The sequence below is a fragment of the Ancylobacter radicis genome (genome assembly GCF_018449475.1).
Taxonomy (GTDB): Bacteria; Pseudomonadota; Alphaproteobacteria; order Rhizobiales; family Xanthobacteraceae; genus Ancylobacter; species Ancylobacter radicis.
The window spans coordinates 15316-37571 of record NZ_JAHCQH010000015.1 but is presented as its reverse complement, the minus strand read 5'-3'; the positions used below and the strand labels follow the sequence as shown (position 1 = coordinate 37571).

21 protein-coding genes are annotated in these 22256 nt (G+C 69.4%); 13 read left to right on the top strand and 8 right to left on the bottom strand.

Going from position 1 to position 22256, the window contains the following annotated elements; genetic code table 11:
* Window positions 1–146 precede the first annotated feature (146 nt).
* A complete protein-coding gene (locus tag KIP89_RS06300) occupies window positions 147–1340 on the bottom strand; it encodes a DNA recombination protein RmuC (protein WP_213754571.1) in 1194 nt (397 codons plus the stop codon).
* Window positions 1341–1448: 108 nt separating this feature from the next.
* Between KIP89_RS06300 and def the strand changes: the two genes are divergently transcribed.
* Genes def through KIP89_RS06285 form a run of 3 tightly spaced genes read left to right on the top strand, consistent with a single transcriptional unit; the run spans window position 1449 to window position 3407 of the window.
* Window positions 1449–1991, top strand: coding sequence for a peptide deformylase (gene def, locus KIP89_RS06295; protein WP_213754570.1), 543 nt, complete (start codon window positions 1449–1451; stop codon window positions 1989–1991).
* A gap of 46 nt (window positions 1992–2037) precedes the next feature.
* On the top strand, window positions 2038–2955 hold the full coding sequence (gene fmt, locus KIP89_RS06290; RefSeq protein ID WP_213754569.1) for a methionyl-tRNA formyltransferase: 918 nt from the start codon (window positions 2038–2040) through the stop codon (window positions 2953–2955).
* Complete coding sequence (locus KIP89_RS06285) at window positions 2952–3407, top strand: GNAT family N-acetyltransferase (protein WP_213754568.1); 456 nt, start codon at window positions 2952–2954, stop codon at window positions 3405–3407. Before fmt ends, KIP89_RS06285 begins: the two co-directional genes overlap by 4 nt.
* A 45-nt stretch (window positions 3408–3452) precedes the next feature.
* On the opposite strand, the gene KIP89_RS06280 is transcribed toward KIP89_RS06285, so the two are convergent.
* Window positions 3453–4088 carry a peroxiredoxin gene (locus KIP89_RS06280; protein ID WP_213754567.1) on the bottom strand — a complete coding sequence of 212 codons (636 nt, stop codon included), beginning with the start codon at window positions 4086–4088 and terminating at the stop codon, window positions 3453–3455.
* 215 nt (window positions 4089–4303) lie between these two features.
* Here KIP89_RS06280 and KIP89_RS06275 point away from each other — a divergent pair, with 215 nt between their 5' ends.
* Window positions 4304–4564, top strand: a complete 261-nt coding sequence (locus KIP89_RS06275) for a YMGG-like glycine zipper-containing protein (protein ID WP_213754566.1) — start codon at window positions 4304–4306, stop codon at window positions 4562–4564.
* A gap of 66 nt (window positions 4565–4630) precedes the next feature.
* Here KIP89_RS06275 and KIP89_RS06270 read toward each other — a convergent pair whose 3' ends face one another.
* Entirely contained in the window at window positions 4631–5257 is a 627-nt protein-coding gene (locus tag KIP89_RS06270) for a S24 family peptidase (protein ID WP_213754565.1), read from the bottom strand.
* A gap of 144 nt (window positions 5258–5401) precedes the next feature.
* On the opposite strand from KIP89_RS06270, the gene KIP89_RS06265 reads away from it, so the two are divergent.
* Both KIP89_RS06265 and KIP89_RS06260 read left to right on the top strand, forming a co-directional pair.
* Window positions 5402–5761 (top strand): DUF952 domain-containing protein, encoded by a 360-nt coding sequence (locus tag KIP89_RS06265; protein WP_213754564.1) that lies wholly within the window; start codon window positions 5402–5404, stop codon window positions 5759–5761.
* On the top strand, window positions 5762–6841 hold the full coding sequence (locus tag KIP89_RS06260) for a quinone-dependent dihydroorotate dehydrogenase (RefSeq protein WP_369807111.1): 1080 nt from the start codon (window positions 5762–5764) through the stop codon (window positions 6839–6841).
* 20 nt (window positions 6842–6861) lie between these two features.
* Here KIP89_RS06260 and KIP89_RS06255 read toward each other — a convergent pair whose 3' ends face one another.
* Both KIP89_RS06255 and KIP89_RS06250 read right to left on the bottom strand, forming a co-directional pair.
* Window positions 6862–7383, bottom strand: a complete 522-nt coding sequence (locus KIP89_RS06255; RefSeq protein WP_213754562.1) for a c-type cytochrome, methanol metabolism-related — start codon at window positions 7381–7383, stop codon at window positions 6862–6864.
* Between the two features lie 81 nt (window positions 7384–7464).
* A complete protein-coding gene (locus KIP89_RS06250; protein ID WP_213754561.1) occupies window positions 7465–7734 on the bottom strand; it encodes a DUF6460 domain-containing protein in 270 nt (89 codons plus the stop codon).
* A gap of 178 nt (window positions 7735–7912) precedes the next feature.
* Between KIP89_RS06250 and KIP89_RS06245 the strand changes: the two genes are divergently transcribed.
* On the top strand, window positions 7913–9466 hold the full coding sequence (locus KIP89_RS06245) for a methyltransferase domain-containing protein (RefSeq protein ID WP_213754560.1): 1554 nt from the start codon (window positions 7913–7915) through the stop codon (window positions 9464–9466).
* Here the strand turns inward: KIP89_RS06245 and KIP89_RS06240 are convergent.
* Both KIP89_RS06240 and KIP89_RS06235 read right to left on the bottom strand, forming a co-directional pair.
* Complete coding sequence (locus KIP89_RS06240) at window positions 9444–11216, bottom strand: cisplatin damage response ATP-dependent DNA ligase (protein WP_213754559.1); 1773 nt, start codon at window positions 11214–11216, stop codon at window positions 9444–9446. The genes KIP89_RS06245 and KIP89_RS06240 overlap by 23 nt on opposite strands.
* Window positions 11213–12277 carry a ligase-associated DNA damage response exonuclease gene (locus tag KIP89_RS06235; protein ID WP_213754558.1) on the bottom strand — a complete coding sequence of 355 codons (1065 nt, stop codon included), beginning with the start codon at window positions 12275–12277 and terminating at the stop codon, window positions 11213–11215. The genes KIP89_RS06240 and KIP89_RS06235 overlap by 4 nt, the downstream gene beginning before the upstream one ends.
* A 59-nt stretch (window positions 12278–12336) precedes the next feature.
* On the opposite strand from KIP89_RS06235, the gene KIP89_RS06230 reads away from it, so the two are divergent.
* From KIP89_RS06230 to pdeM, 5 genes are all read left to right on the top strand, one after another.
* Complete coding sequence (locus KIP89_RS06230) at window positions 12337–13293, top strand: methyltransferase domain-containing protein (RefSeq protein ID WP_213754557.1); 957 nt, start codon at window positions 12337–12339, stop codon at window positions 13291–13293.
* A 235-nt stretch (window positions 13294–13528) separates the two neighbouring features.
* On the top strand, window positions 13529–14062 hold the full coding sequence (locus KIP89_RS06225; protein WP_250152247.1) for a DUF4339 domain-containing protein: 534 nt from the start codon (window positions 13529–13531) through the stop codon (window positions 14060–14062).
* Window positions 14059–14526 (top strand): hypothetical protein, encoded by a 468-nt coding sequence (locus KIP89_RS06220; RefSeq protein ID WP_213754555.1) that lies wholly within the window; start codon window positions 14059–14061, stop codon window positions 14524–14526. Before KIP89_RS06225 ends, KIP89_RS06220 begins: the two co-directional genes overlap by 4 nt.
* Before the next feature lie 216 nt (window positions 14527–14742).
* Window positions 14743–17271, top strand: coding sequence for a ligase-associated DNA damage response DEXH box helicase (locus tag KIP89_RS06215; RefSeq protein ID WP_213754554.1), 2529 nt, complete (start codon window positions 14743–14745; stop codon window positions 17269–17271).
* Window positions 17246–17962: a ligase-associated DNA damage response endonuclease PdeM gene (gene pdeM / locus KIP89_RS06210; protein ID WP_213754553.1), complete on the top strand. Its 717-nt coding sequence runs from the start codon at window positions 17246–17248 to the stop codon at window positions 17960–17962. Before KIP89_RS06215 ends, pdeM begins: the two co-directional genes overlap by 26 nt.
* A 33-nt stretch (window positions 17963–17995) precedes the next feature.
* Here pdeM and KIP89_RS06205 read toward each other — a convergent pair whose 3' ends face one another.
* Complete coding sequence (locus KIP89_RS06205; protein ID WP_213754552.1) at window positions 17996–21307, bottom strand: tetratricopeptide repeat protein; 3312 nt, start codon at window positions 21305–21307, stop codon at window positions 17996–17998.
* 511 nt (window positions 21308–21818) lie between these two features.
* On the opposite strand from KIP89_RS06205, the gene KIP89_RS06200 reads away from it, so the two are divergent.
* On the top strand, window positions 21819–22253 hold the full coding sequence (locus KIP89_RS06200) for a MerR family transcriptional regulator (RefSeq protein WP_213754551.1): 435 nt from the start codon (window positions 21819–21821) through the stop codon (window positions 22251–22253).
* Window positions 22254–22256 lie beyond the last annotated feature (3 nt).

The following is a 22256-nucleotide window of genomic DNA, read 5'->3' as shown; positions in this document are numbered from 1 at the left end:
CACAGGAACGCCGTCATCCCCGGGCTTGACCCGGGGATCCATGACTTCGGCCCGGTTCATGCGCGGCAATGCATGGATGGCCGGGCTGATCCCCGGATCAAGTCCGGGGACGGTCCTGACGTTCGAGGGGGTGTCGGGGGCCCCGCCTACTCCGCCGCGCCGCGCATCTGGCGCAGCCCGTCGCCCATGGGCAGCGTGTCGGTGGGGGGGATCGGCTCGCCGTCGAATTCCAGTTGCTCGATGCGCGCGCCGCGCCGGGCGATCTTGTCGGCGGAGGTGAGGGCCTGCGCCACGTCGTCATTCACCTGCACGAAATGCTTCTGCAGATTGCCCACCCGGTCGCGCAGCCGCATCACATCGGCAACCAGCTTGCCGCATTCGGCGCGGATGAGGTCGGCCTGCTCGCGCATCCGCGCATCCTTGCAGATCGCCTGCACCACCTGCACCGCCAGCATCAGCAGCGAGGGCGAGACGAGGATGACGCGGGCGCGGAAGGCCTGCTGGATCAATTCGTCGAAATGCTCGTGCAACTCGCCATAGACGGACTCGGACGGCACGAACATCATGGCGATGTCCTGCGTCTCGCCGCTGATGAGGTAACGCTCGGCAATGTCCTTCACATGCTTGCCGACATCGCCCTTCAGCCGCGTCTCGGCCTGCTTGCGGGCCTCGGGCGTCGGCGCCTCGCGATAGGCGGTGATGGCCTCCAGCGGGAATTTGGAGTCGACCAGCAGCGGGCGCTTGTCGCCGGGCAGGAAAATCGCGCAGTCGGCCCGGCGTCCATTGGCCAGCGTGTGCTGGAAGGCGAAGCTGTCGCGCGGCAGGCCGTCGGCGATGATCGCCTGCAGCCGCCCCTCGCCGAAGGCGCCGCGCGCCTGCTTGTTTGACAATGTCTCGCGCAGGCTCATCACCTGGCCGGAGAGTTCGCCAAGGCTGGCGCGGGCCTGATCGACCAGCGCGAGGCGCTCATTGAGCCGGGTGAGATTCTCATGCGTCGCCTCGGCGGAGCGGGCGAGACTTTCACCCACCCGGTGCGAGGAGGCGTCGAGCCGCTCGGCCACCGCGCGGGCCAGTTCGCCCTGGCGATGCGCCAGCACCTCGGCCATGGACTGCACGCGCCCGACGGTCTCCGCCTGGGTCCGCGCCAGCTCGATCAGCCGGGCCTCTAGGTCCTCCGCCCGGCGGGCCTGCTCGTCGGCCTCCTCCGCGCTGTGCCGTGCCGCGCGCGCCACCGCCCGCAGCACGGCGAGCAGCATGAGAAAGCCCAGCGCGGCGCCGGCGATCAGCGCGTGCGCCAGCGTCACCGGCTGGCTGCCGAGGAGGAAGAGAACCTGATCCATCAGGCCTTCTAGCAGATTTTCCGCGCCGCGCGAACAGAGAGTGAACATCGGTACGGCGCCCGCGCGGGCGCCGTTGACCGGCCATCGGCCAGCGATTATCTGGACGGCATGTCGATACGCCCGCTCGTCATCCTCCCCGATTCCCGGCTCCGGCTGATCTCCGATCCCGTCGCGCGCGTGGATGCGCGCGTGCGCGCCATCGTCGAGGACATGTTCGAGACCATGTATGACGCGCCGGGCATCGGCCTTGCCGCGATCCAGCTCGGCATTCCCGAACGCATCGTCACCGTCGATGTCGGTCGCCGCGAGAGCGAGGATGACAGCGACGAGGCGAAGAACCCGATCGTGCTGATCAATCCCGAAATCGTCGGCGCCTCGCAGGAGCTTTCCGTCTATCAGGAAGGCTGCCTGTCGATCCCGGAATATTATGCCGATGTCGAGCGCCCGGCGCAGGTCAAGGTGCGCTACATGGATCTCAACGGCGAGACCCGCGAGATCGACGCCGACGGCCTGCTCGCCACCTGCGTCCAGCACGAGATCGACCATCTCAACGGCGTGCTGTTCATCGACCACATCTCCAAGCTGAAGCGTGACCGGGTGACGGCCAAATTCACCAAGCTCGCCAAGCAGAAGGAGCGCGACGGGGCCTGAGCCCGCCGCGCCTCCCGCCCCTCAACGCCTCCCGGAAGGGCTCCTCATGCGCATCGTCTTCATGGGCACGCCCGATTTCGCGGTCTCCACGCTCGCGGAAATCGTCGGCACCGGCCATGAGGTGGTCGCCTGCTACACCCGCGCCCCGGCGGCGGGCGGGCGCCGCGGGCTCGATCTCGTGCCCTCGCCGGTGCACCGCGCGGCGGAAAAGCTCGGCGTGCCCGTGCTGACTCCCGCGAGCCTGCGCACACCCGAGGCGGCGGAGACCTTCGCCGCCCATGAGGCCGATGTCGCCGTGGTGGTCGCCTATGGCCGCATCCTGCCGCAGAACATCCTCGACCTGCCGGCGCTCGGCTGCCTCAATCTGCACGCCTCGCTGCTGCCGCGCTGGCGCGGTGCCGCCCCGATCCAGCGCGCCATTATGGCCGGCGATGCCGAGAGCGGCGTTGCGGTGATGAAGATGGAAGCCGGGCTCGACACCGGTCCGGTCGGCCTTGTCGAGCGCGTCGCCATCGGGCCGGACATGACGGCGGGCGAGTTGCATGACCGGCTGATGATCGTCGGCGCCGATCTGATGGGCCGGGCGCTGGCGGCGCTGGAGCGCGGCGGTCTGAATTTCACGCCGCAGCCGGAAGACGGCGTGACTTACGCCGCCAAGATCGACAAGGCCGAGACCCGCATCGACTGGAGCCGCCCGGCCACGGCGGTGCACGATCATATTCGCGGCCTCTCGCCCTTTCCCGGCGCGTGGTTCGAGCTTGAGGGCGCGCGGGTGAAGGTGCTGCGCTCGACGCTGGCGACGGGTTCCGGCGCGCCGGGCACGGTGCTGGCCGATGATCTGACCATTGCTTGCGGTGAGGGCGCGGTGCGCCTCACCGAGGTTCAGAAGGCCGGCAGCCGCGCCATGCCCTCCGGGGAATTTCTGCGCGGCGCGGCGTTGGAAAAGGGCAGGGTACTCGCATGAGCGACGCAGGCATCACCATCCGGCCGCTGGCGGCGGAGGACTACGCCGTGTGGGCGCCGCTCTGGCAGGGCTATCTGACCTTCTACGAGGCCAGCCTGCCAGAGGCGACCAGCCGCACCACCTTCGCCCGCCTGACCGATCCGGCGGAGCCGATGTGGGGGGCGCTGGCTTTTGCGGGCGAGACGCCGCTCGGCCTCGTTCACGCGCTGTCCCACCGCTCGACCTGGAGCGTGCAGGATTATTGCTATCTGAACGATCTGTTCGTCACCGATGCCGCGCGCGGCAAGGGCGCCGGCCGGGCGCTGATCGAGCATGTCTATGCCGAGGCGGCCCGGCGCGGCTGCGCCAGGGTGTACTGGCTGACCCACGAGACCAACACCACCGCGCAGCGGCTCTACAACACGCTGGCCGATCGGCCGGGCTTCATCGAATACTGCAAGAATCTGGACTGAGGGGCGGGCGGTGACAAACCGCTGCCGCCCCACGCGAGCGCCCGCCTACTTGCCCGGCTGGGGCACCATGCGCAGATAGGGCTTCAGCGTCTTCCAGCCGCCAGGAAACTTCTCCTTGGCCGCCTCGTCGCTGACCGAGGGGACGATGATCACGTCCTCGCCATCCTTCCAGTTGGCCGGGGTGGCGACGGCGTGCTGGGCGGTGAGCTGGAGCGAATCGATCACCCGCAGGATCTCGTCGAAGTTGCGGCCCGCGCTCGCCGGATAGGTGAGGGAGAGCTTCAGCTTCTTGTCGGGGCCGACGACGAACACCGAGCGCACCGTCATCGTGTCGGAGGCGTTGGGGTGGATCATGTCATAGAGCCCGGACACCGTGCGGTCCGGGTCGGCGATCAGCGGGAAGTTCGGCGCATAGCCCTGCGTCTCGGCGATGTCGTCGGCCCATTTGGCGTGGGCGTCGAGCGGGTCGACCGAGAGGCCGATCACCTTGACATTGCGGCGGTCGAATTCCGGCTTCAGCCGGGCCACCTGGCCAAGCTCGGTGGTGCAGACCGGGGTGAAGTTCTTCGGGTGGGAGAACAGCACGCCCCAGGAATCCCCCAGCCAGTCGTGGAAGCGGATCGGGCCTTCGGTGGTCTCGGCTTCGAAATCGGGAACCACGTCCCCAAGGCGGATGGTCATGCGTCTCTCCTGCGCTGGCGGGCACGATGCGTCACGTATTACCGTGAAAACTATGTATATATTATGATAATCCGCATCATTTCCGTAGGTAAGGCCCGATCTTATACGTAGGGGTACGGAGGAACCTAGTCCCTCCTTGTGCGTTTAATCGGCGGACTTCGGCGGTCGCATATGCGCGGCCGGACAAGACAGGGCCCAGTCTGGAGAGGAAGAACATGCTCAAGATCATTGCCATCTGCGCCGTCGCGCTCAGCGCCGCGGCCTGCACCACCACCGAGCGTCGCACGGCGGGTGGCGCACTCATCGGCGGCGGCACGGGCGCCATTATCGGCGGCATCGCCGGCGGCGGCACGGGTGCGGCGATCGGTGGCGCCATCGGCGCGGGCACCGGCGCGGTTATCGGCGCGGCGACCTCTCCGGGCGACTGCTATACCCGCGACTCGTATGGCCGCACGGTGAGCGTGCCCTGCCGCTGATCGGCTCGGTCCTTGGCAAGGGAAGCGGCCCCGCAAGGGGCCGTTTTCGTAGGTGAGCTTTGGTCGCTACTGGCTCGCCCACAGCACGCGGGCGACCCAGGCGATCTCGCCTTCCGTGAAGCTGCGGTCGGGATGCTCCGGGTTGAGCGAGCGCAGTTCCAGCGTGCGCGCGGTGCGGCGCTTCAGCTCCTTGGCCAGCACCTCGCCCTCGCGCGTCTTGACGATCACCCGGTCGCCCCGGCGCACGGGCGCCGCTGGCGAGACCACCACGACATCGCCGTCGCGGTAGAGCGGCAGCATGGAATCGCCGGCGATCTCCAGCGCATAGGCATGCTCGTCGGCGACATTGGGAAAGGCGATCTCGTCCCAGGCGCCGCCGACCGGAAAACCGGCATCGTCGAAAAAGCCGCCGGCGCCCGCCTGCGCGAAGCCGATCAGCGGGATCGCGCGCCGCCCCGTCGCGCCGCCCTCGATCAGCCCCATGAAATCGTCGAGGCTGGTCGCGGTGGCCGCGAGGATCTTGGCGATGCTCTCGGTGGAGGGCCAGCGCAGATGCCCGTCCGCCGTGGTGCGCTTGGAGCGGTTGAAAGTGGTGGCGTCGAGCCCCGCCCGCTTGGCCAGCGCCGAGGCGCTGAGGCCCTGGCGCTCGGCCAGCCGGTCGACGGCGCGCCAGATCTGGGCATGGGTTAGCATGGTCGGAGCCGCCGGATTTTTATCAGGTAAATAGGAATTATACCCTATTGTCGCCAAAGTCCAGCCGCCTTGCGCGCGCGGGCGTTGCCAGCGTGGCCCGGCGCGGCTAGAGCGGGCGCGCCGCCGCAACATGATGGGAAGCCCGTGAGCCCGCACCCCACTCTGATCTACAAGATCGTGCCGCGCGCGCTGTGGCAGCAGGCGCAGGAAGCCGGGCGCTTTGATGGCGCGCCGGTGGACCTCGCCGACGGCTTCATCCATTTCTCGACCAGCGCGCAGGTCGCCGAGACCGCCGCCCGCCACTTCGCCGGGCAGGATGATCTCCTGCTGGTGGCGGTGCGCACCGAACATCTGCCGGTCGAGGCGCTGCGCTTCGAGGCCTCGCGCGGCGGCGACCTGTTCCCGCATCTTTATGCGCCGCTGGACCTCGCGGCCGTCGCCTGGGTGCGCGACCTGCCGCTCGGCGACCATGGGCGCCATCTCTTTCCCGCCTTCGAGGGCTGAATCATGCGCGCTCTGCTCGATCTCGCGCTTCCCTTCGCCCGGCTGCTCGACCCCGAGACCGCCCATGGCCTCGCCATCGGCGCGCTGTCCCGTCTGCCGGCCGCTCCCGCTCCGGCGGATGATCCGCGCCTCGCGGTGGACGCCTTCGGCCTGCGCTTCCCGAACCCGGTGGGTCTTGCCGCCGGCTTCGACAAGGAGGCCGAGGTGCCGGACGCCCTGCTCGGCGCTGGCTTCGGTTTCGTCGAGGTGGGCACCATCACGCCGCGCCCGCAGCCCGGCAATCCGCGCCCGCGCAATTTCCGCCTGGTCGAGGACCGCGCGGTGATCAACCGCTACGGCTTCAACAGCGGCGGCCATGGTCCGGCCAAAGCCCGGCTCACCGCGCGGCGTGGCCGGCCAGGTCTGGTCGGCGTCAATGTCGGGTCCAACAAGGACAGCACCGACCGCGCCGCCGATTATGTCGCCGGCATCCGCGCCTTTGCCGGCCTCGCCAGCTATTTCACCGCGAACGTCTCTTCTCCCAACACGCCGGGCCTGCGCGATCTACAGGAGGAGAGCGCGCTCGACGATCTGCTCGCCCGGGTCATCGCCGCGCGCGACGAGGCGGCGCCCGGCATCCCGCTGCTGCTGAAGATCGCGCCTGATCTCGCGCTGCCCCATCTCGACGGTGTGGTCGAAGTGGCCAGGCGCCGGCGCATTGACGGGCTGATCGTCTCCAACACCACGATTTCCCGCCCGCTCACGCTGCGCGCGGCCGCGAAAAGCGAGACCGGCGGCCTGTCCGGGCGCCCGCTCTTTGCGCTCTCCACCCGCATGCTGGCGGAAACCTTCCTGCGCGTCGACGGCGGCTTCCCGCTGATCGGCGTCGGCGGCATCGACAGCCCGCAGACCGCGCTCGCCAAGATCGAGGCCGGGGCGAGCCTGATCCAGCTCTATTCGAGCCTGGTCTATGAGGGGCTGGGGCTGGCCGAGCGGATCAAGGCGGGGCTGGTCACGCGGCTTTCCCGCGACAAGACCACGCTCGCCGCGCTCACCGGCCGCAACGCCGCCGCGCTGGCGCGCGAGCCGTTCCCCGGCTGAGGTTGGCGAGGCTCAACGCGCTACCCCATGCAGGCATTCTCGGTGGCGCTGTAGCCTTCGGGGCGCGGGGCGTTCTTTTGTGGCTGGCCCCGGCCCAGCGCGCCATCCGAGCGGGCGCGCAGATAGACGAAGATGGCGTCGATGAAGCACATGACGTTCGGGTTGTTACCGAAGGCCGGCATCACCAGATCCTGGCTGGCGCTGACATTCTTCTTGCCGTTGGTCACCGTGTCCATGAAGCCCGCATAGTCGAGCGTCTGCAACGCATCGACCAGCGAGGGCGCGAAGGTCGAGCCGAGCCCGTCCGGCCCGTGGCACTGCATGCAATTGGCGGTGTAGCGGATGTAGCCGACCGATGTGTACCAGTCGACCGTGCCGTCCTGGTCGATCTTGAAGGTCGGGTTGCCGGCCTTGTCGCTATATTCCCCGTCGGACGAACTCGCCGCCGCCGGGTCTCCCGACCCGTCCGCCGCGAGCGGGGAGATCGTGAAAAGGTACAGCGCGGCAGCGGCCCACAGGGCCGGCCCTCTTGGCGTGATCATGCATTGCTCCCTCACCCCGGCTTCTGATGTCCGGGGAGGGGGAGCCTCCCGCCACAGCGGCGGGCCGTCAAGCCGGGCGGCTCAGCGCCCGCGGCTGGCGAGGCGCATGATGATCCAGAGCGGAATGACGATCACCGCGCCGAGCACGAAATAGCGCCACAGCCGCTCCACCGCCTCGAAGCTGAAGGAGAACAGATGGCGGACAAGGCTTTCCAGGCTGGCAAAGATGTTCATCGGGTCGAGCCCGAGGGCGGACAGGATCACGCCCACCACCAGCGAGAGCAGCAGCAGCCGGATAAGCACCCAAGCGGGCGAGCCGCCCATCCAGCGGGTGAGCTGATTATCGGCCATGATTCACGCTCCTTCGGCAGTCGATATCCGCTTCCCTAGCACGCCGGGGGGCCGGCGGGGAGCGCGGGCGTACGTCGCCGCCTTCTGGCGGCGCGAAAGCAGGCTGGTGCCGCTTCGCTTCCTAAGGGTAAGTTGGTATTTTGTTATGTAGCGATTCCGTCGGCTATCGAGAGTTTCCATGTTGATTTCATGCTCTGTCTGTGGCGGCTCCGATGTCACCAAGGCTGACGTGCTCTGGCCCGAACTGGTCGCGGCCTGGGAGCTTTCGCCTCACGAAGTCGGCTATGTGAACCACCAGCAGGGCACCAAATGCCGCGACTGCGGTACCCAGATCCGCGGCATGGCGCTGGCACGGGCGATCCTCGCCTGGATGGGTGAAACCGCGCCGTTGCGGAGCGTGCTCGCCGGGGAGCGGTGGCGCGACCTGCGCGTGGCGGACATGAATGGCTGTGCGGGCGTGTCGGAGAGCTTTGCCGGGCTGCCGGGCTACCAGCGGGCCGATTTTCCCGATTTCGACATGCAGAACCTGTCGATTGCCGACGGCACCTTCGATCTGGTGTTCCACTCCGACACGCTTGAGCACATCCCCGATCCGGCGGCGGCGCTGCGCGAATGCCTGCGCGTGCTAAAGCCCGGTGGCCGGATGTGCTTCACCGCCCCCGTGATCGTCGGCCGCCTGACCCGCCGGCGCGATGGCCTGCCGCCCAGCTATCACGGCTCGCCGGACACGCAGCCGGAGGACTATATCGTCCATAGCGAGTTCGGCGCGGACATCTGGACCCTTCTCGCGGAAGCGGGAGCCACGTCTATCCAGTTGGAGGTCGTCGACTATCCGTCGGGCCTCGCCTGGTCGGTCGCCCGGCCCGGTGACGCCCCGATTTTTCAAGTGATTGCAGAACCCGTTCCTTGTCCGATCGAAGAGGCGCCTCCGATGTCTGCTCCTCCCATTTCCGACGAGCCAGCGGAAGTCTCGCCGCTCGACCTGTACGATCAGGACGCCCTGACGACGCGGCACAATCATGAATTTATGAACGATCCGGCGTTCCGGCGCGCTTATGCGCGCGGCGTCAAAGCGGCAGAAACCGATTACCGGTGGCATTGGCGCGTTCATGTAGGTCTGTGGGCCGCCCATACGGCCAGCAAGCTGCCGGGAGACTTCGTCGAGTGCGGCGTCAATAAGGGGTTTCTCAGTTCGGCCATCATGGAGTTGCTGGACTGGGACCGTACCGGGAGGACCTTCTACCTGCTCGATACGTTTAATGGCATCGACCCGCGCTATATTTCCGACGAGGAGCGGGCGGAAGGCATATTGGACAAGAACAAGAAAACTATTGAGAGCGGCTTCTACCTGACCTCCGCCGAGGCGGCGATCGCGAACTTCGCGGAATGGAAGAACCACAAGATCATCGTCGGCGCCGTGCCGGAGACGCTCGACCAGATCAAGGCGCGGCAGATCGCCTTTCTGAGCATCGACATGAACTGCATGCCGCCGGAGGTCGCGGCGCTGGAATATCTCTGGGACCGGCTGTCGGACGGTGCCGTCGTGCTGCTCGACGACTACGCCTATGTCGGATACCGACAGCAAAAGCTGGGCATGGATGCGTGCGTCAAGAAATTCGGCGTTGGCGTCCTGTCCCTGCCGACGGGGCAGGGACTCATCATCAAGCCGCCGCGCCGGCCATCGGCGGGGTCGGGACCGCTCGCGGCTCTCAAACGGTTGCTGCGCGCCTGAGGCCGCCCTCAATCATCGCTTCCAGCGTCTCCAGCCGGTCGGCCTCTCCCGGCGGCTTGTCCCAGCGCAGGCGGGCGATGCGGGGAAAGCGCATGGCGAGGCCCGAGCGGTGGCGGGTCGAGCGCGCCAGCCCCTCAAAGGCGACTTCCAGCACCAGCCCTTCGGTTGGCGTGTGCACCACCTCGCGCACCGGGCCGAAGCGGTTCACCGTGTGGCGGCGCACGAAGCGGTCGATCTCGATCAGCTCGGCATCGGTGAAGCCGAAATAGGCCTTGCCGACCGGCACCAGTTCGCCCTCGCCGGAACGCTCGCCGGTCCAGACGCCGAACGTGTAGTCGGAATAATAGGAGGAGCGCTTGCCGTGGCCGCGCTGGGCGTACATCAGCACGGCATCGACGCTGTGCGGGTCGCGCTTCCATTTCCACCATGGGCCCTTGGGGCGACCGGGCAGATAGGGCGTGTCGGCGCGCTTCAGCATCACGCCCTCCACCGCTTCCGCATCCTCCCCCGCGCCATGCGCGGCCGGGTCGGCGCGGGCGCTCGCCAGCTCGTCCCATGTGGCGAATGGCACGAGCGGGGAGAGGTCGAGCCGCCCTTCGGTGGGATGCGCGGCGATGAGTGCGGCGAGCCGGGCGCGGCGCGCGTCAAAGGGCAGGTCGCGCAGATCCTCGCCGACCTCGACCAGCAGATCATAGGCGCGGATATGGGCGGGGAACTCGGCGATCAGCTTGGCTGAGACCACTTTCCGGTTCAGCCGCTGCTGCAGCACGTTGAAGGATTGCACGCGCCCCTCGCGCAGAATCAGCAATTCGCCGTCCACCGCGCCGTCAAAGGCGAGAGCCTCGGCAAGATCGGGGAAGGCGCCGGAAATGTCCTCACCGGTGCGGCTGTAGAGCCGGGTGACGTGCCGGCCATCCGGCCCGGCGGCCCGCACCGCCTGCACGCGGATGCCGTCCCATTTCCACTCGGCGCGGAAATCGGCGGGGTCGAGCGTCGCGAAATCGGCATCTTCGATCGGGTGGGAGAGCATCACCGGGCGGAACGGGGCCGGGTCTTCGGTCTCGGGCTTCTCGCCATGCCCCTCGGCCCAGGCGAACAGCGCCTCATAGGGCGGGGCGAGGCCGGGCCAGACCAGCTCGATCTCATCCGGCGTGCGCGCGCCCAGCGCCGCCACCGCCGTCTTGGCAAGGCGCGCCGACACGCCGATGCGCAGCCCGCCGGTGATGAGCTTCAACAGCGCCCAGCGCCCGGTCTCGTCCAGCCGGTCGAGCAGGCTTGCCAGCACAGCGGGCATTTCCGCCCGGCCCATATGGGTGAAGGCGTGGACGATGGCGGACAGGGGGACGTCGGAGGTGGGGGAGGCGGGCTCCCCCTCACCCCAACCCTCTCCCCGAGGGGGAGAGGGGGCTCGGTCGGTCGCTTCCAAAGCCCTCTCCCCGTGGGGGAGAGGGTGGGGTGAGGGGCCCTCCCCCCGCGGCGGCGCCGGCCACATCAGCGCGACGGTCTCGGAGAGGTCGCCGACATAGTCATAGGACAGCGCGAACAGCACCGGGTCGGTGCGCTCCATGATGAGCTGGCGGATCAGCCCCGGCTTGGCGTTGCGGAAGGACAGAGCCTCGGTGAGCGCGGCCAGCGCCCATCCGCGCTCGGGGTCTGGGGTGTGGCGGAAATAATCGGCGATCAGCCGGATCTTGCCGTTACGGCGCGGCTCATAGGCGAGGCGGTCGAGCAGCGCGGCGAAGCGGTTCATGCCGACGTCTCCCCTGCTGTCTCCTCCGCGATCGCGGTGGCCTCGGCGGCGGCGTTTTCCGCCTCCTCTTCCCCATAGCCGACCATGTGCAGCGGGCGGGCGCGCAGCCCGGCGAGCCCAGCCCAATGCACCAGCGCATCCTCCTGGCCATGGGTGACCCAGAGTTCCTCGCAGCCGGTGGCGAGGATGGAGGCCTGAAGGTCGTCCCAGTCGGCATGGTCGGAGATGATGAGCGGCAGCTCGACGCCGTTCTGACGGGCGCGGGCGCGGATGCGCATCCAGCCGGAGGCAAAGGCGGTGACGGGATCGGGAAAGCGTCGCGACCACACATCGGTGAGCGAACTTGGCGGGCACAGCACCACCGCGCCGGCGAGTTCCGCCCCTTTGAGCCCGCGCGCGGGGCTGACCTCGCCGAGGTCGATACCTTCGGATTGATAATAGGCGGTGAGCTTTTCCATCGCCCCATGCAGCAGGATCGGCCGCTCATGACCGGCGGCACGCAGCAGCGCCATCACCCGCTGCGCCTTGCCCAGCGCATAGGCGCCGACCAGATGCGCCCGCTCCGGGAACAGCGCGAGCGATTGCATCAGCTTGGCGATCTCGTCGGCCGGCTCGGGGTGTCGGAATACCGGCAGGCCGAAGGTCGCCTCGGAGATGAAGACATGACAGCGCACCGGCGCGAAGGGCGCGGCGGTTGGGTCCTCCCCCGGCTTGTAATCGCCGGAGGCGACGATGCGGCAGCCGTCCTTCTCCAGCAGGATCTGCGCGCTGCCCAGAATATGCCCGGCGGGGTGAAAGGTGACGGCCACACCGTTCACGCTGACGCTCTCGCCATAGGCGCTCGCCTGCGTCGTGCCGGCGAAGGCCGCGCCATAGCGGATCGCCATGATGTCGAGCGTCTGCCGCGTCGCCAGCACGGCGCCGTGGCCGGCGCGGGCATGGTCGGAATGGCCATGGGTGATGAGCGCCCGCGGCACGGGGCGCGTCGGGTCGATGAAGAAATCGCCGGCCGGCGAATAAAGGCCTTGGGGCGTGGAGTGGAGAAGCTCTTCCGGGCGCATCGTCCACGATATATAGGGCGGCGCCGCGACTTTCCGCGAGCCCCCTGAAAGAACCTCTCATGAGCCCCGCCCGGCTGATCCTCTCGTCCGGTAACCCGACCGTGGACCGCCGGATGGACTGGGCGCGCGCCCTGATGGCGGAGGGCAACGCGGCCGATGCCGCCGCGCTGCTCGACGAGGCGGTGGCACGCACGGCCGATTACGCCCCCGGCTGGTTCCTGCTCGGGCAGGCCCGCGAGGCGCTGGGCGAGGGGGAGACCGCCCGCGCCGCCTATGAGAGGGTGCTCGATCTCGATCCGGCCGACACGCTGGGCGCCGGCCTGCACGTTGTGCGCCTCGGCGGCACGCTGCCGGAAGCGGGCGGCGCCGCCAGCACAAGCTTCGGCATGAGCGAAGCCTATGTGCGGACCCTGTTCGATCAATATGCCGATCGCTTCGACGCGGCGCTCGCCCGGCTCGGCTATCGCGGGCCGGAGCTTATCCACGCGGCCCTGTCCGACGCCTGCGCCGCGCTCGCCCGCCCCTATGCCTTCGGGCGCGGGCTGGATCTGGGCTGCGGCACCGGGCTGGTGGCGGCGCGCCTCGCCGATCATGTCGGGGCGCTGGAGGGCGTCGATCTCTCGCCCAACATGATCGCACTGGCCCGGCGGCGCGGCGTCTATGAGCGGGCGGTGGCGGGCGAGATGGTGGCCTTCCTGAAAGAGCGCCCGGCGGAGGATACCGATCTGATCTTCGCCGGCGACGCCTTCTGCTATCTCGACGACCTCGGCCCCATCCTCGCCGAGAGCGCCCGCGTGCTGGAACGGGGCGGGCTGCTGGCTTTCACCGTCGAGACGCATGACGGCGCCGGCATCCTCCTGCGCGACACGCTGCGCTTCGCCCATGCCGAGAACTATGTCCGCGCCACGCTCGCCGCCGCCGGCCTCACCCTCATCTCCTGCGCCGCGCAATCGACGCGGACGGAGAAGGATCAGCCGGTGCCGGGGCTGGTGGTGGTGGCGCAGCGGGAGGGGTGAGGGGGCCGAGTTTTCCGCGCGCAACATGCGCAGCCTCAGGCTGCGGGCTGCGTTCTTGGGGTGCTTCTGGTTGACGAAGGTCAAATGTTACCGAATGATGCCAGCAAGAACGGGGGCACGTATGAGCAGCAACGATTTTTCTGCCAACCCACCGGTGACACCCACCGGTCCTAATGTCAGCTCTGCCGTTTCCCAGCCCCCGCCGCATCCTCTGGACGGTCAATGGTACACCCATATGGACGGGCAGGTGTTTGGCCCCTTCACCGGCCACCAATTGCGCGATTTCGTCCGCGAGGGGCGTCTGGCGGCCGATACCGAGGTGGTGCGGCTCGGCTCTGAAGTGTGGGTGAAGGCCGCAGATGATGGCGCGCTGAAAGGGTTGTTCGCTCCGCGCGCGGCGCCGTCCTCGCCCCCGCCTCCGTCCGGGCCGATCAACGCCGCACCGGGCTCGACCGTGGTGCAGGTCACCAACCAGATTTCGGAGCCGCGCCCGAGTTCCGTCGTTATTCTCGATCCCGGCGCGGCCGGGGCGAAGTCGGCGGGCGTCGCTCTTCTGCTGTCCATCGTCATTGTCGGGGCGGGGCAGCTTTACAATGGGCAGATCGGCAAGGGCATTTTCATGTTCTTCGCCTGCATCCTGCTTTGGTTCGTGTTTCTCGGCTGGATCATCAACATCTGGTCGTGGATCGATGCCTACCAGACCGCCAAGGCGATGAATGAGCGTTACCTCCGCAATCTGGCGGCGGCGGCCGCAGGGGGCTATCGTTGAATCGCGAGCGTCTGCCCGCGATGCTGCGGTGCCCGCATTGCGGCTTTCCCATCTCCGCGCAGACGACCACCTGCGAGAATTGCCGCAGCTTCATTCCCATGGCCGACGTCGCCGCCAACAGTAGCGTCAACCGACTGATGTCGCTGCTGTTCGGCCGCCAGCTCGCCAGCCTCAGCCTGCCCGACGTGGCGCGGGTGCTGGCCTGGATTCCGCTGGTCATCGGACCGCCGGTGGCGTCTCTTGCGATCGTCAGCATCAAGGTCGCGCAGGATCCGGCCCGGCTGCATCAGCGGGAGTGGCAGGGACCGGCGCTGATCGCCGCCCTTAACATCGCTCTCAGCCTCGTCGTCTGGCACTACGCCGCGCAGGAGCTGGGCGACCTCGCGCGCAGCATCGGCACGGGGCTCGCCGATTTCATCCACGGCGTTCGCCCAGGCACGACGCGTCGCGATTTCAGCATTTGAACCGCCCCCTTCCCACGCGGCCCGCGGTGGAAAGGGACTCTCGCCGTTGGGAGGAGTTGGGCGGGTCATCGCATGGCCCGGCCATCCTCGTCTTCGTCCCCTCCGCGCTCGCGGATAGTCGTGGATCCCCGGGCCAAGCCCGGGGATGACGTAGGCATGACGGCCCTTGCGCTCACCGCCCCTCGCAATTCCGCCCCGAGCCATTAGCTTTGCCCGGTGCCCCCACGCGATTCCGAACGCCCTGACGATCTCCTGCCCGACATCTTCCGCCGCTGGTTCGCCGGGCGGGGCTGGGCGCCGCGTGCGCATCAGCTGGAACTCTTGGAGAAGGCGCGCGACGGCCGCTCCACCCTGCTGATCGCTCCCACCGGCGCAGGGAAGACGCTGGCCGGCTTTCTGCCGAGCCTCGTCGAGCTGGCCGAGCGCCCCACCGCGCGCAACAGCGTGCGCCCGACCGGCGTCCACACGCTCTACATCTCCCCGCTCAAGGCGCTGGCGGTCGATGTGGCGCGCAATCTGGAGCGCCCGGCGGAGGAAATGCGCCTGCCGATCCGCATCGAGACCCGCACCGGCGACACGCCGGCCTCGCGCCGCCAGCGCCAGCGCCGTGATCCGCCGGATATCCTGCTGACCACGCCCGAGCAGATCGCGCTGCTGCTCGCCTCCGCCGACGCCGAGCCGCTGTTCGGCGATCTCCGGCGCATCGTGCTGGATGAACTCCACGCGCTGGCCGGCTCCAAGCGCGGCGACCTGCTCAGCCTCGGCCTCGCTCGGCTGCGGGCCATCGCCCCGCTGGCGCAGACGGTCGGGCTGTCGGCCACGGTGGCCGACCCGGACACGCTGCGCCGCTGGCTGGTGCCGCAGAGGGGGGCTCATGAGATGGGCGATGTGGTGGTGGCGGAAGCGGGCGCCGCGCCCAGCCTGTCCATGCTGGACAGCGCCGCCCATGTGCCCTGGGCCGGCCATACGGCGCGCCATGCGCTCAAGGAAATCTACCGTCTCATCACCGCCAACACGACGACGCTGGTCTTCGTCAACACGCGGATGCAGGCCGAGCTGCTGTTTCAGGAGCTCTGGCACGTCAACGAGGCCAATCTGCCGATCGCCCTGCATCACGGCTCGCTCGATGTCGGGCAGCGCCGCAAGGTCGAGGCGGCGATGGGCGAGGGCCGGCTGAAAGCGGTGGTCTGCACCTCCTCGCTCGATCTCGGCATCGACTGGGGCGCGGTCGATCTGGTCATCAATGTCGGCGCGCCCAAGGGCTCCTCGCGCCTCATGCAGCGCATCGGCCGGGCCAATCACCGGCTGGATGAGCCCTCGCGCGCCGTGCTGGTGCCGGCCAACCGGTTCGAGGTTCTGGAATGCCGCGCCGCGCTGGAGGCGGTGCGCGCGGGGGCGCAGGACAGCACGGTGGTGCGCTCCGGCGCGCTCGATGTGCTCGCCCAGCATGTGCTCGGCATGACCTGCGCCGGCCCGGTGGCGGCCGATGATCTTTATGCCGAAGTCGCCTCCGCCGAGCCCTATGCGGAGCTTACCCGCCAGGATTTCGACGACGTGCTCGATTTCGTCGCCACGGGGGGCTACGCGCTGCGCGCCTATGAGCGTTTCGCCCGCATCCGGCAGATGAAGGATGGCCGCTGGCGGGTCGCCAACCCGCAGATGGCGCAGCAATACCGGCTGAATGTCGGCACCATCGTCGAGGCGAGCATGCTCAAGGTGCGCCTCGCCGGGGCCAAGGCGCGCTATGGCGGGCGGGTGCTGGGCGAGGTGGAGGAATATTTCGCCGAGCAGCTCAGCCCCGGCGATACCTTCGTCTTCGCCGGCGAGGTGCTGGCCTTTCTGTCGATCGTCGAGAACGAGATGCGCGTCGCCCGCACCCATGCGACCGATCCGCGTGTGCCCTCCTATGCCGGGGGCAAGTTCCCGCTCTCCACCTTCCTCGCCGCCGGGGTGCGCGCGCTGCTGGCGGACCCGCAACGCTGGGCCAGCCTGCCCGGCCAGGTGCGGGAGTGGCTGGAGCTGCAGAAATGGCGCTCGCGCCTGCCCGGCCGCGACGATCTGCTGGTCGAGACGTTTCCGCGCGGCGGGCGGCATTATCTCGTCGCCTACCCGTTCGAGGGCCGGCTCGCCCACCAGACGCTCGGCATGCTGCTGACCCGCCGGCTCGACCGGGCGCGGCTGAACCCGCTCGGCTTCATGGCCAATGACTACGCCATCGCCATTTACGGCATGTCCGATCTCTCGCTGGCGCTGGCGCAGGGTCGGCTCTCGCTCGACGGGCTGTTCGACGCCGACATGCTGGGCGACGATCTGGAGGACTGGCTGGCGGAATCCTCGCTGATGAAGCGCACCTTCCGCCAGTGCGCCATCATCAGCGGGCTGATCGAGCGGCGCTTTCCCGGCAAGGAGAAGAATGCGCGGCAGGTGACGATGTCCACCGATCTCATTTACGACGTGCTGCGCCGGCATGAGCCCGGCCATGTGCTGCTGCGCGCGGCGCGGGCGGATGCGGCGACGGGGCTGTTGGACATTCGCCGGCTGTCCGACATGCTGATGCGCATCCGCGGGCGAATCGAACATGTGCCGCTGGCGCGCGTCTCCCCGCTCGCCGTGCCGGTCATGCTGGAGATCGGCCGCGAGCGGGTGGCGGGCGAGGCGTCGGAAGCCCTGCTGGCCGAGGCCGAGGACGAACTGATACGGGAGGCGATGGGTGGAGCCGATGCGGGCCGCGACGGCGCTGGATGAACGGGATGAGGAAGCCGACGGCTTTCTCCTGGCCGGCGCGCGCCTCGTGCTCGATCCTGCCGGCGCGCTGTGGTGGCCAGCCGAGCGCATGCTGATCGCCGCCGATTTGCATCTGGAAAAGGGCTCCTCCTTCGCCGCGCGCGGCGTGCCGCTGCCGCCCTATGACACCCGCGCCACGCTGGCACTGCTCACCGAGATCGTCGCGCGCTGGAACCCCCGCACCCTGGTCATGCTCGGAGACAGTTTCCACGACCGGCGCGGTGCCGCCCGGCTCGGCGCGCTGGAGCGCGACATGCTGGCCGGCCTGAGCGCAGGGCGGGAGATGGTCTGGGTCGCCGGCAACCACGATCCCGACCCGATGCCGGGCCTTGGCGGCGTCCATGTCGAGGAATTGCGCGTCGGCCCGCTCACCCTGCGCCATGAACCCTCCGCCGGCGCGGCGACGGGCGAGATCGCCGGCCATCTGCACCCGGTGGCGCGCCTCCTGCTGCGCGGGCGCAGCCTGCGCCGGCGCTGCTTTGCCAGCGATGGGGCGCGGCTCGTCATGCCGGCGCTGGGCGCCTATGCGGGCGGGCTGAACATTCGCGATGCCGCGCTGGCCGGGCTGTTTGGCGGGCCCTATATCGCGCATCTGGTCGGCGGGGCGCGCATCTACCGCTTCGCCTATCATGCCTGCCTGCCGGACCGCTGAGGCGGGGCAGGGCGTCGCGTCAGCGTGAACCCGTCAGCGCGACGCGGTCTTCTTCGGCACCGAGCCGTCGGTGTTCCAGTCGGAGCCGTTCGCCTTGGCGTCGACCACGATCGGCGTCCATTTGGCGATCGCCGCCCGGGCGGTGGCGAGCGCCTTGGCGTCGAGCTTGGCGGCGATCTCGTCGCGCTTCACGCCCGCCTCGCCATCGCCGGCGGCGGCCGCCAGCGAGAACCAGCGCCAGGCCTGGCCGAGATCGACCGCCACGCCGAAGCCGCGCGCATAGAGCACCGCGAGATTGTACTGGCTGTCGCGCACGCCGCGTTCCGCCGCCCGGGCGAACCACTGCGCCGCCGTGCGGTAATCGGGCTGGCCGTCGATCCCGGCGGCGAGCAGCACGCCGAGATTGTGCATGGCGCGGACATTGCCGGCCTTGGCCGCCTGCTCATAGAGCACGCGGGCGCGGGCGACGTCGCGGGTGACGCCGTCGAGACCCTTCTCATAGATCGCGCCGAGCCGGTAGGCGGCGGGCACCGAGCCATTGGCGGCGGCGAATTCGAACCATTCGGCGGCGCGCGCGGCGCTGGCGGCGACGCCGACGCCGTCCATGAAGCGGTGGCCGATCTCATAGGCGGCGACCGGATCGCCGGCCAGCGCGGCCGAGCGCAGGCCCTGGCTGCCGATCGCGCCGGGCAGATCGGTCGGTGCCGACAGGCTGGAGGGGCCCGGCGGGGTGTCGGGCACAAGATCGGGCGCCGGTTCCGGCAGGGCCGGGGGCGCGGCCGGCAGCGCCGGGGCCGAGCGCGGCGCGCCGACCGAGCCGGTGATGTCGTCGGGCGAGGGCAGCGAGCCCGGCGCGGCGGTGGGTGCCGCCGGGCGGGCGACATTGCGCGGGGGAATGCCGGCGGCGGCCGGCGCCTTGGCGCGCAGCTGCGCCTCGCGCATCGTCGTCAGCAGGTGCCAGGAGCCATAGGCCATGGCCGAGCCGCACATGCCGATCAGCAGCATGGCGCGGATGCGCGCCAGCCAGCGCCGGCCGGGCGATACCGGCTTGGCGCGCTGCTGGCGGTCGCCGATGCGGCTGTGCATTTCCGGCAGAACCACCGAGGCCGGCTGCGTGGCGCGGCGGGCCTGGGCGATGAATTGCGTGCGGCTCGGCGCGCCGGCCAGCAGCGCCGCGTCATCATCATTCTCGGCCGCCGGGGCGAGCGGGCGCGCCGGCGCGCGGGCGGCGCGCGGCGGCGTGGTGTTCTCATAGAGATAGTCGTCGCCCAGCGCGCCGATCAGCGCGCCTTCATCGGGCTCGAAGGCCGGGCCGGGCACGGCCGGGGACGCCGGGACAGCGGCGGGTGCCACATAAGCGGGCGCCATCTGGGCCGGCGCGGGCGCCGGCTCCGGCGCGGCGAAGGCGGCGACCACCTCCGGCGAGCGGGAGAGTTCCTCCAGCGCGGCGCGCATCAATTGCGGCTCGAACGGCTTGGGGATCGAGGCCGGCGGCGGGGCGACGCTGGGCTGCGGCTCCGTGGCCTGCGAAACGGGCGCGGCCGGTTGTGCCACGTTCTCCGGCGCCGTGCGTTCCGGCGCGGGGGGCGCCATCGCGGGCGGCGCGGCGGGCGCGGCAGCGGTTGCCCGGTTCGCCTCGATGGCGGCGATCTCGCGCTTCAGCAGGGCGGAACCGGACGCGGCACCGGCGCGCGGGCGATGGCCGGCATTGGCGAGGATGGTGGCGCGGGTCTCTTCCATCTGGATGAAGAGATCGTTCACCGCGCGTTCGATGGTGGCGAGCTGCCCGCCGATCTTCGCCGCCGGATCGCCGGCCGCGTCGAGCTTCTCGGCGATCGCCGCCACCTGCCGGCTCAGCGCGTCGAAGCGTGGGCCGTGGTCGGGAATGTCGATCGGGCGCTCGATCCGCTCGATGCGGTCGGCAAGCCCGCGGATCAGCGGCTCGACACCGGCCGGCACGTCGCGGCGCACGCTGGCGAGGCCGTTCTGGATCGAGTCGAGACGGCTGAAGATGTCGCCGAGCGGAATCGTCGGCGCCGGCTGGTTGCCGATCGTGTCGGCGAGATGGTCGATCCGCCGCTCCAGATTGCCGACCACGGAGCGGATCATCGCCTCGTCTACGGCCGGCATCTGGCTGACCTTGGCGGCGAGCATCGCCACCTGTTCGGCCAGCAGGCGCAGCGCGTCGGTCGACAGGGCGCGCCCGAGCAGGTCGCGGATTTCATTGGCCTGCGCCTGTAACCGGGCGATGGCGGCGCCGTCGACGCTCTTGGCGTTGACGATGTCGATCTTGCGCTCCAGCGTCTCGATGCGGCCCATCAGCACCGCCGGGTGCTCGGGCAGCTTGAGGGCGCCGATCATCTCGCGCATCGAGCCGAGCGTGGCGCGCAGCTCGTCATCGCCCACCTGCGCCCGCTCGGCGCGGTCGGCAAGGCGGGCCACGGTGCGCTGCAATTCGTCGACCGCGCGGCGCGGGGCGAGGGCGGCGATGCTCTCGCGCATCTCGCCGAGGTCGCGCTGCAGCGCGCCGATCTGCTCATTGATCAGCAGGCTGCGGGAGGCCGGCGGCGCGCCCGTGCTGCCGAGCGGCGGCACCGTGGGGGAAACCGGCACGGAAGGCGGGGAGGGGATGCGCCGCTCGCGCGGGGCGTCGAGTTCGCTCTGGCGCGCGGCGATCTCCGCCACCGCCGCCTCGATCGCGTCGGGGCCGGGCGCGCTCTCCATGAAGCGGCCGGCAAGAGGCTGGCCGGCGCGGCCCAGCGTTTCCGCCGTGCGCACGATCTCGTTCACCCGCCGGTCGAAATAATGGTTGGCGGGGCTCGCCGCAGCGGTTGCCGTGGTGGCGGCACTCGCGCTCGGGGCACTCGCGGGCCGCTGGCGCGGCGTGTTGATCGAATCGAGCCGCTCATTGATCTGGCGCAGCGCCGCGTCGAGCCGGCTCTCGGAGGAGGCCGGCGCGGCCGGGACGACGGGAGAGGGCGAGCGGGCCATACCCGCCGCCGCATAGGCATCGGTGCGATAGGCCGGCTCGGCCATGCGCGGCGGCTCGCTGGCGCGGACCGGCTCGCTGAAGCGGCGCTCGGCATCGCGGCTCTGCGAACGGCCGGACTCGGCGAGGCCAAGAGATGGCGTCATGGAAGGCGCCGCAGACGGCGTCACGCCCGCCGGGGCGGCGCTGACCAGCCGGTCGATGACGCCGGAGAGTTCCTGCACGCGGCGCTGGAGATCCTCCACCGTGCCGCCAGGGGCGCCGGCGGTCTGCATCGCCCCGGCATTGGAGGCGAGAAGCTGATCCTTCAGCCATTGGTCGAGCGGCTGGCCGGCCAGACGTGCGGCCTCGCTCATCGCTCGCCATGCTTCGGGCGCGATCTGTCCCGTTGTCGAAGGGGCGGCTTGCCTCACCTGGGGTCTCCGTCGCATCGGGCGCCGGAGCGGCGAGAATCGCCACGTCCAACGCTGGAGCTCATGGGACCGACTGTTCAATTTCTTGGTAAATGTCGCGTTAATGCGCTACCGCCGATTAACCATCCTCCGTGCTGCGCTGCACGTCGGGCAGGGTTGGGAGCCGCGAATCGAGCGGTCCCGCCCGGTAGACCCCTGACGCGCCCGGTTTCCGCTCATTGCCCCCATGTCCGAACGTAAACCGAGGCCGGAAAACCGGCCTTGCGTCGCCGCGCGCCGGTTAGCGCGAACATTGGCGGTTATCAAAAAGATCAAGTTTAATCAGTGGGTTGATCCGTCATTTAACAGTAAGTTGCCCTAACGTCGGGTGCGACTTTCTCCCCTTGGGGAAGCGGGTCTGCGACACTGCGTCAACCTTCCTGACGTGTCCCCGTCAAAACCCGGAGTAGCCGACATGGATTTCTCCTCTTTCGAAGCCGATCGCGCCGCCGCCCCGCACGCCGCCACCACCGCCACCGAGACGCAATATTTCACCATTGGCGATCTCGCCCGCGAATTCGACGTCACGCTGCGCGCCCTGCGCTTCTATGAGGACAAGGGCCTGCTCTCCCCGCGCCGCGAGGGCCTGACCCGCCTCTACACCGCCGCCGAGCGCGCCCGCCTCGCCATCATCCTCAAGGGCAAGAAGCTCGGCTTCACCCTTGCCGAGATCAAGGCGATGGTCGCCCTGCGCGAAGGTTCGGCCATGCCGGCCGGCGGTCTTGCCCTGACTCGCGAGAAATGCGCCGAGCAGCTTGCGCTGCTGGAACAGCAGAAGGTCGAGATCGAAGAGGCCATCGACGAACTCCGCCAGATGGTCGCCGCCTTCCCGGCCCGCGCCGCGGCCTGACTT

What these genes read in the sequence shown, in the direction of transcription:
- KIP89_RS06280 (WP_213754567.1), bottom strand. Translation starts at nt 4,088, where the DNA reads ATGACCATCCGCCTTGGGGACGTGGTTCCCGATTTCGAAGCCGAGACC.
- KIP89_RS06275 (WP_213754566.1), top strand. Translation starts at nt 4,304, where the DNA reads ATGCTCAAGATCATTGCCATCTGCGCCGTCGCGCTCAGCGCCGCGGCC.
- KIP89_RS06200 (WP_213754551.1), top strand. Translation starts at nt 21,819, where the DNA reads ATGGATTTCTCCTCTTTCGAAGCCGATCGCGCCGCCGCCCCGCACGCC.
- KIP89_RS06240 (WP_213754559.1), bottom strand. Translation starts at nt 11,216, where the DNA reads ATGAACCGCTTCGCCGCGCTGCTCGACCGCCTCGCCTATGAGCCGCGC.
- def (WP_213754570.1), top strand. Translation starts at nt 1,449, where the DNA reads ATGTCGATACGCCCGCTCGTCATCCTCCCCGATTCCCGGCTCCGGCTG.
- KIP89_RS06270 (WP_213754565.1), bottom strand. Translation starts at nt 5,257, where the DNA reads ATGCTAACCCATGCCCAGATCTGGCGCGCCGTCGACCGGCTGGCCGAG.
- KIP89_RS06235 (WP_213754558.1), bottom strand. Translation starts at nt 12,277, where the DNA reads ATGCGCCCGGAAGAGCTTCTCCACTCCACGCCCCAAGGCCTTTATTCG.
- KIP89_RS06255 (WP_213754562.1), bottom strand. Translation starts at nt 7,383, where the DNA reads ATGATCACGCCAAGAGGGCCGGCCCTGTGGGCCGCTGCCGCGCTGTAC.
- KIP89_RS06245 (WP_213754560.1), top strand. Translation starts at nt 7,913, where the DNA reads ATGTTGATTTCATGCTCTGTCTGTGGCGGCTCCGATGTCACCAAGGCT.
- fmt (WP_213754569.1), top strand. Translation starts at nt 2,038, where the DNA reads ATGCGCATCGTCTTCATGGGCACGCCCGATTTCGCGGTCTCCACGCTC.
- KIP89_RS06250 (WP_213754561.1), bottom strand. Translation starts at nt 7,734, where the DNA reads ATGGCCGATAATCAGCTCACCCGCTGGATGGGCGGCTCGCCCGCTTGG.
- KIP89_RS06205 (WP_213754552.1), bottom strand. Translation starts at nt 21,307, where the DNA reads ATGAGCGAGGCCGCACGTCTGGCCGGCCAGCCGCTCGACCAATGGCTG.
- KIP89_RS06285 (WP_213754568.1), top strand. Translation starts at nt 2,952, where the DNA reads ATGAGCGACGCAGGCATCACCATCCGGCCGCTGGCGGCGGAGGACTAC.
- KIP89_RS06300 (WP_213754571.1), bottom strand. Translation starts at nt 1,340, where the DNA reads ATGGATCAGGTTCTCTTCCTCCTCGGCAGCCAGCCGGTGACGCTGGCG.
- KIP89_RS06230 (WP_213754557.1), top strand. Translation starts at nt 12,337, where the DNA reads ATGAGCCCCGCCCGGCTGATCCTCTCGTCCGGTAACCCGACCGTGGAC.
- KIP89_RS06225 (WP_250152247.1), top strand. Translation starts at nt 13,529, where the DNA reads ATGGACGGGCAGGTGTTTGGCCCCTTCACCGGCCACCAATTGCGCGAT.
- pdeM (WP_213754553.1), top strand. Translation starts at nt 17,246, where the DNA reads ATGCGGGCCGCGACGGCGCTGGATGAACGGGATGAGGAAGCCGACGGC.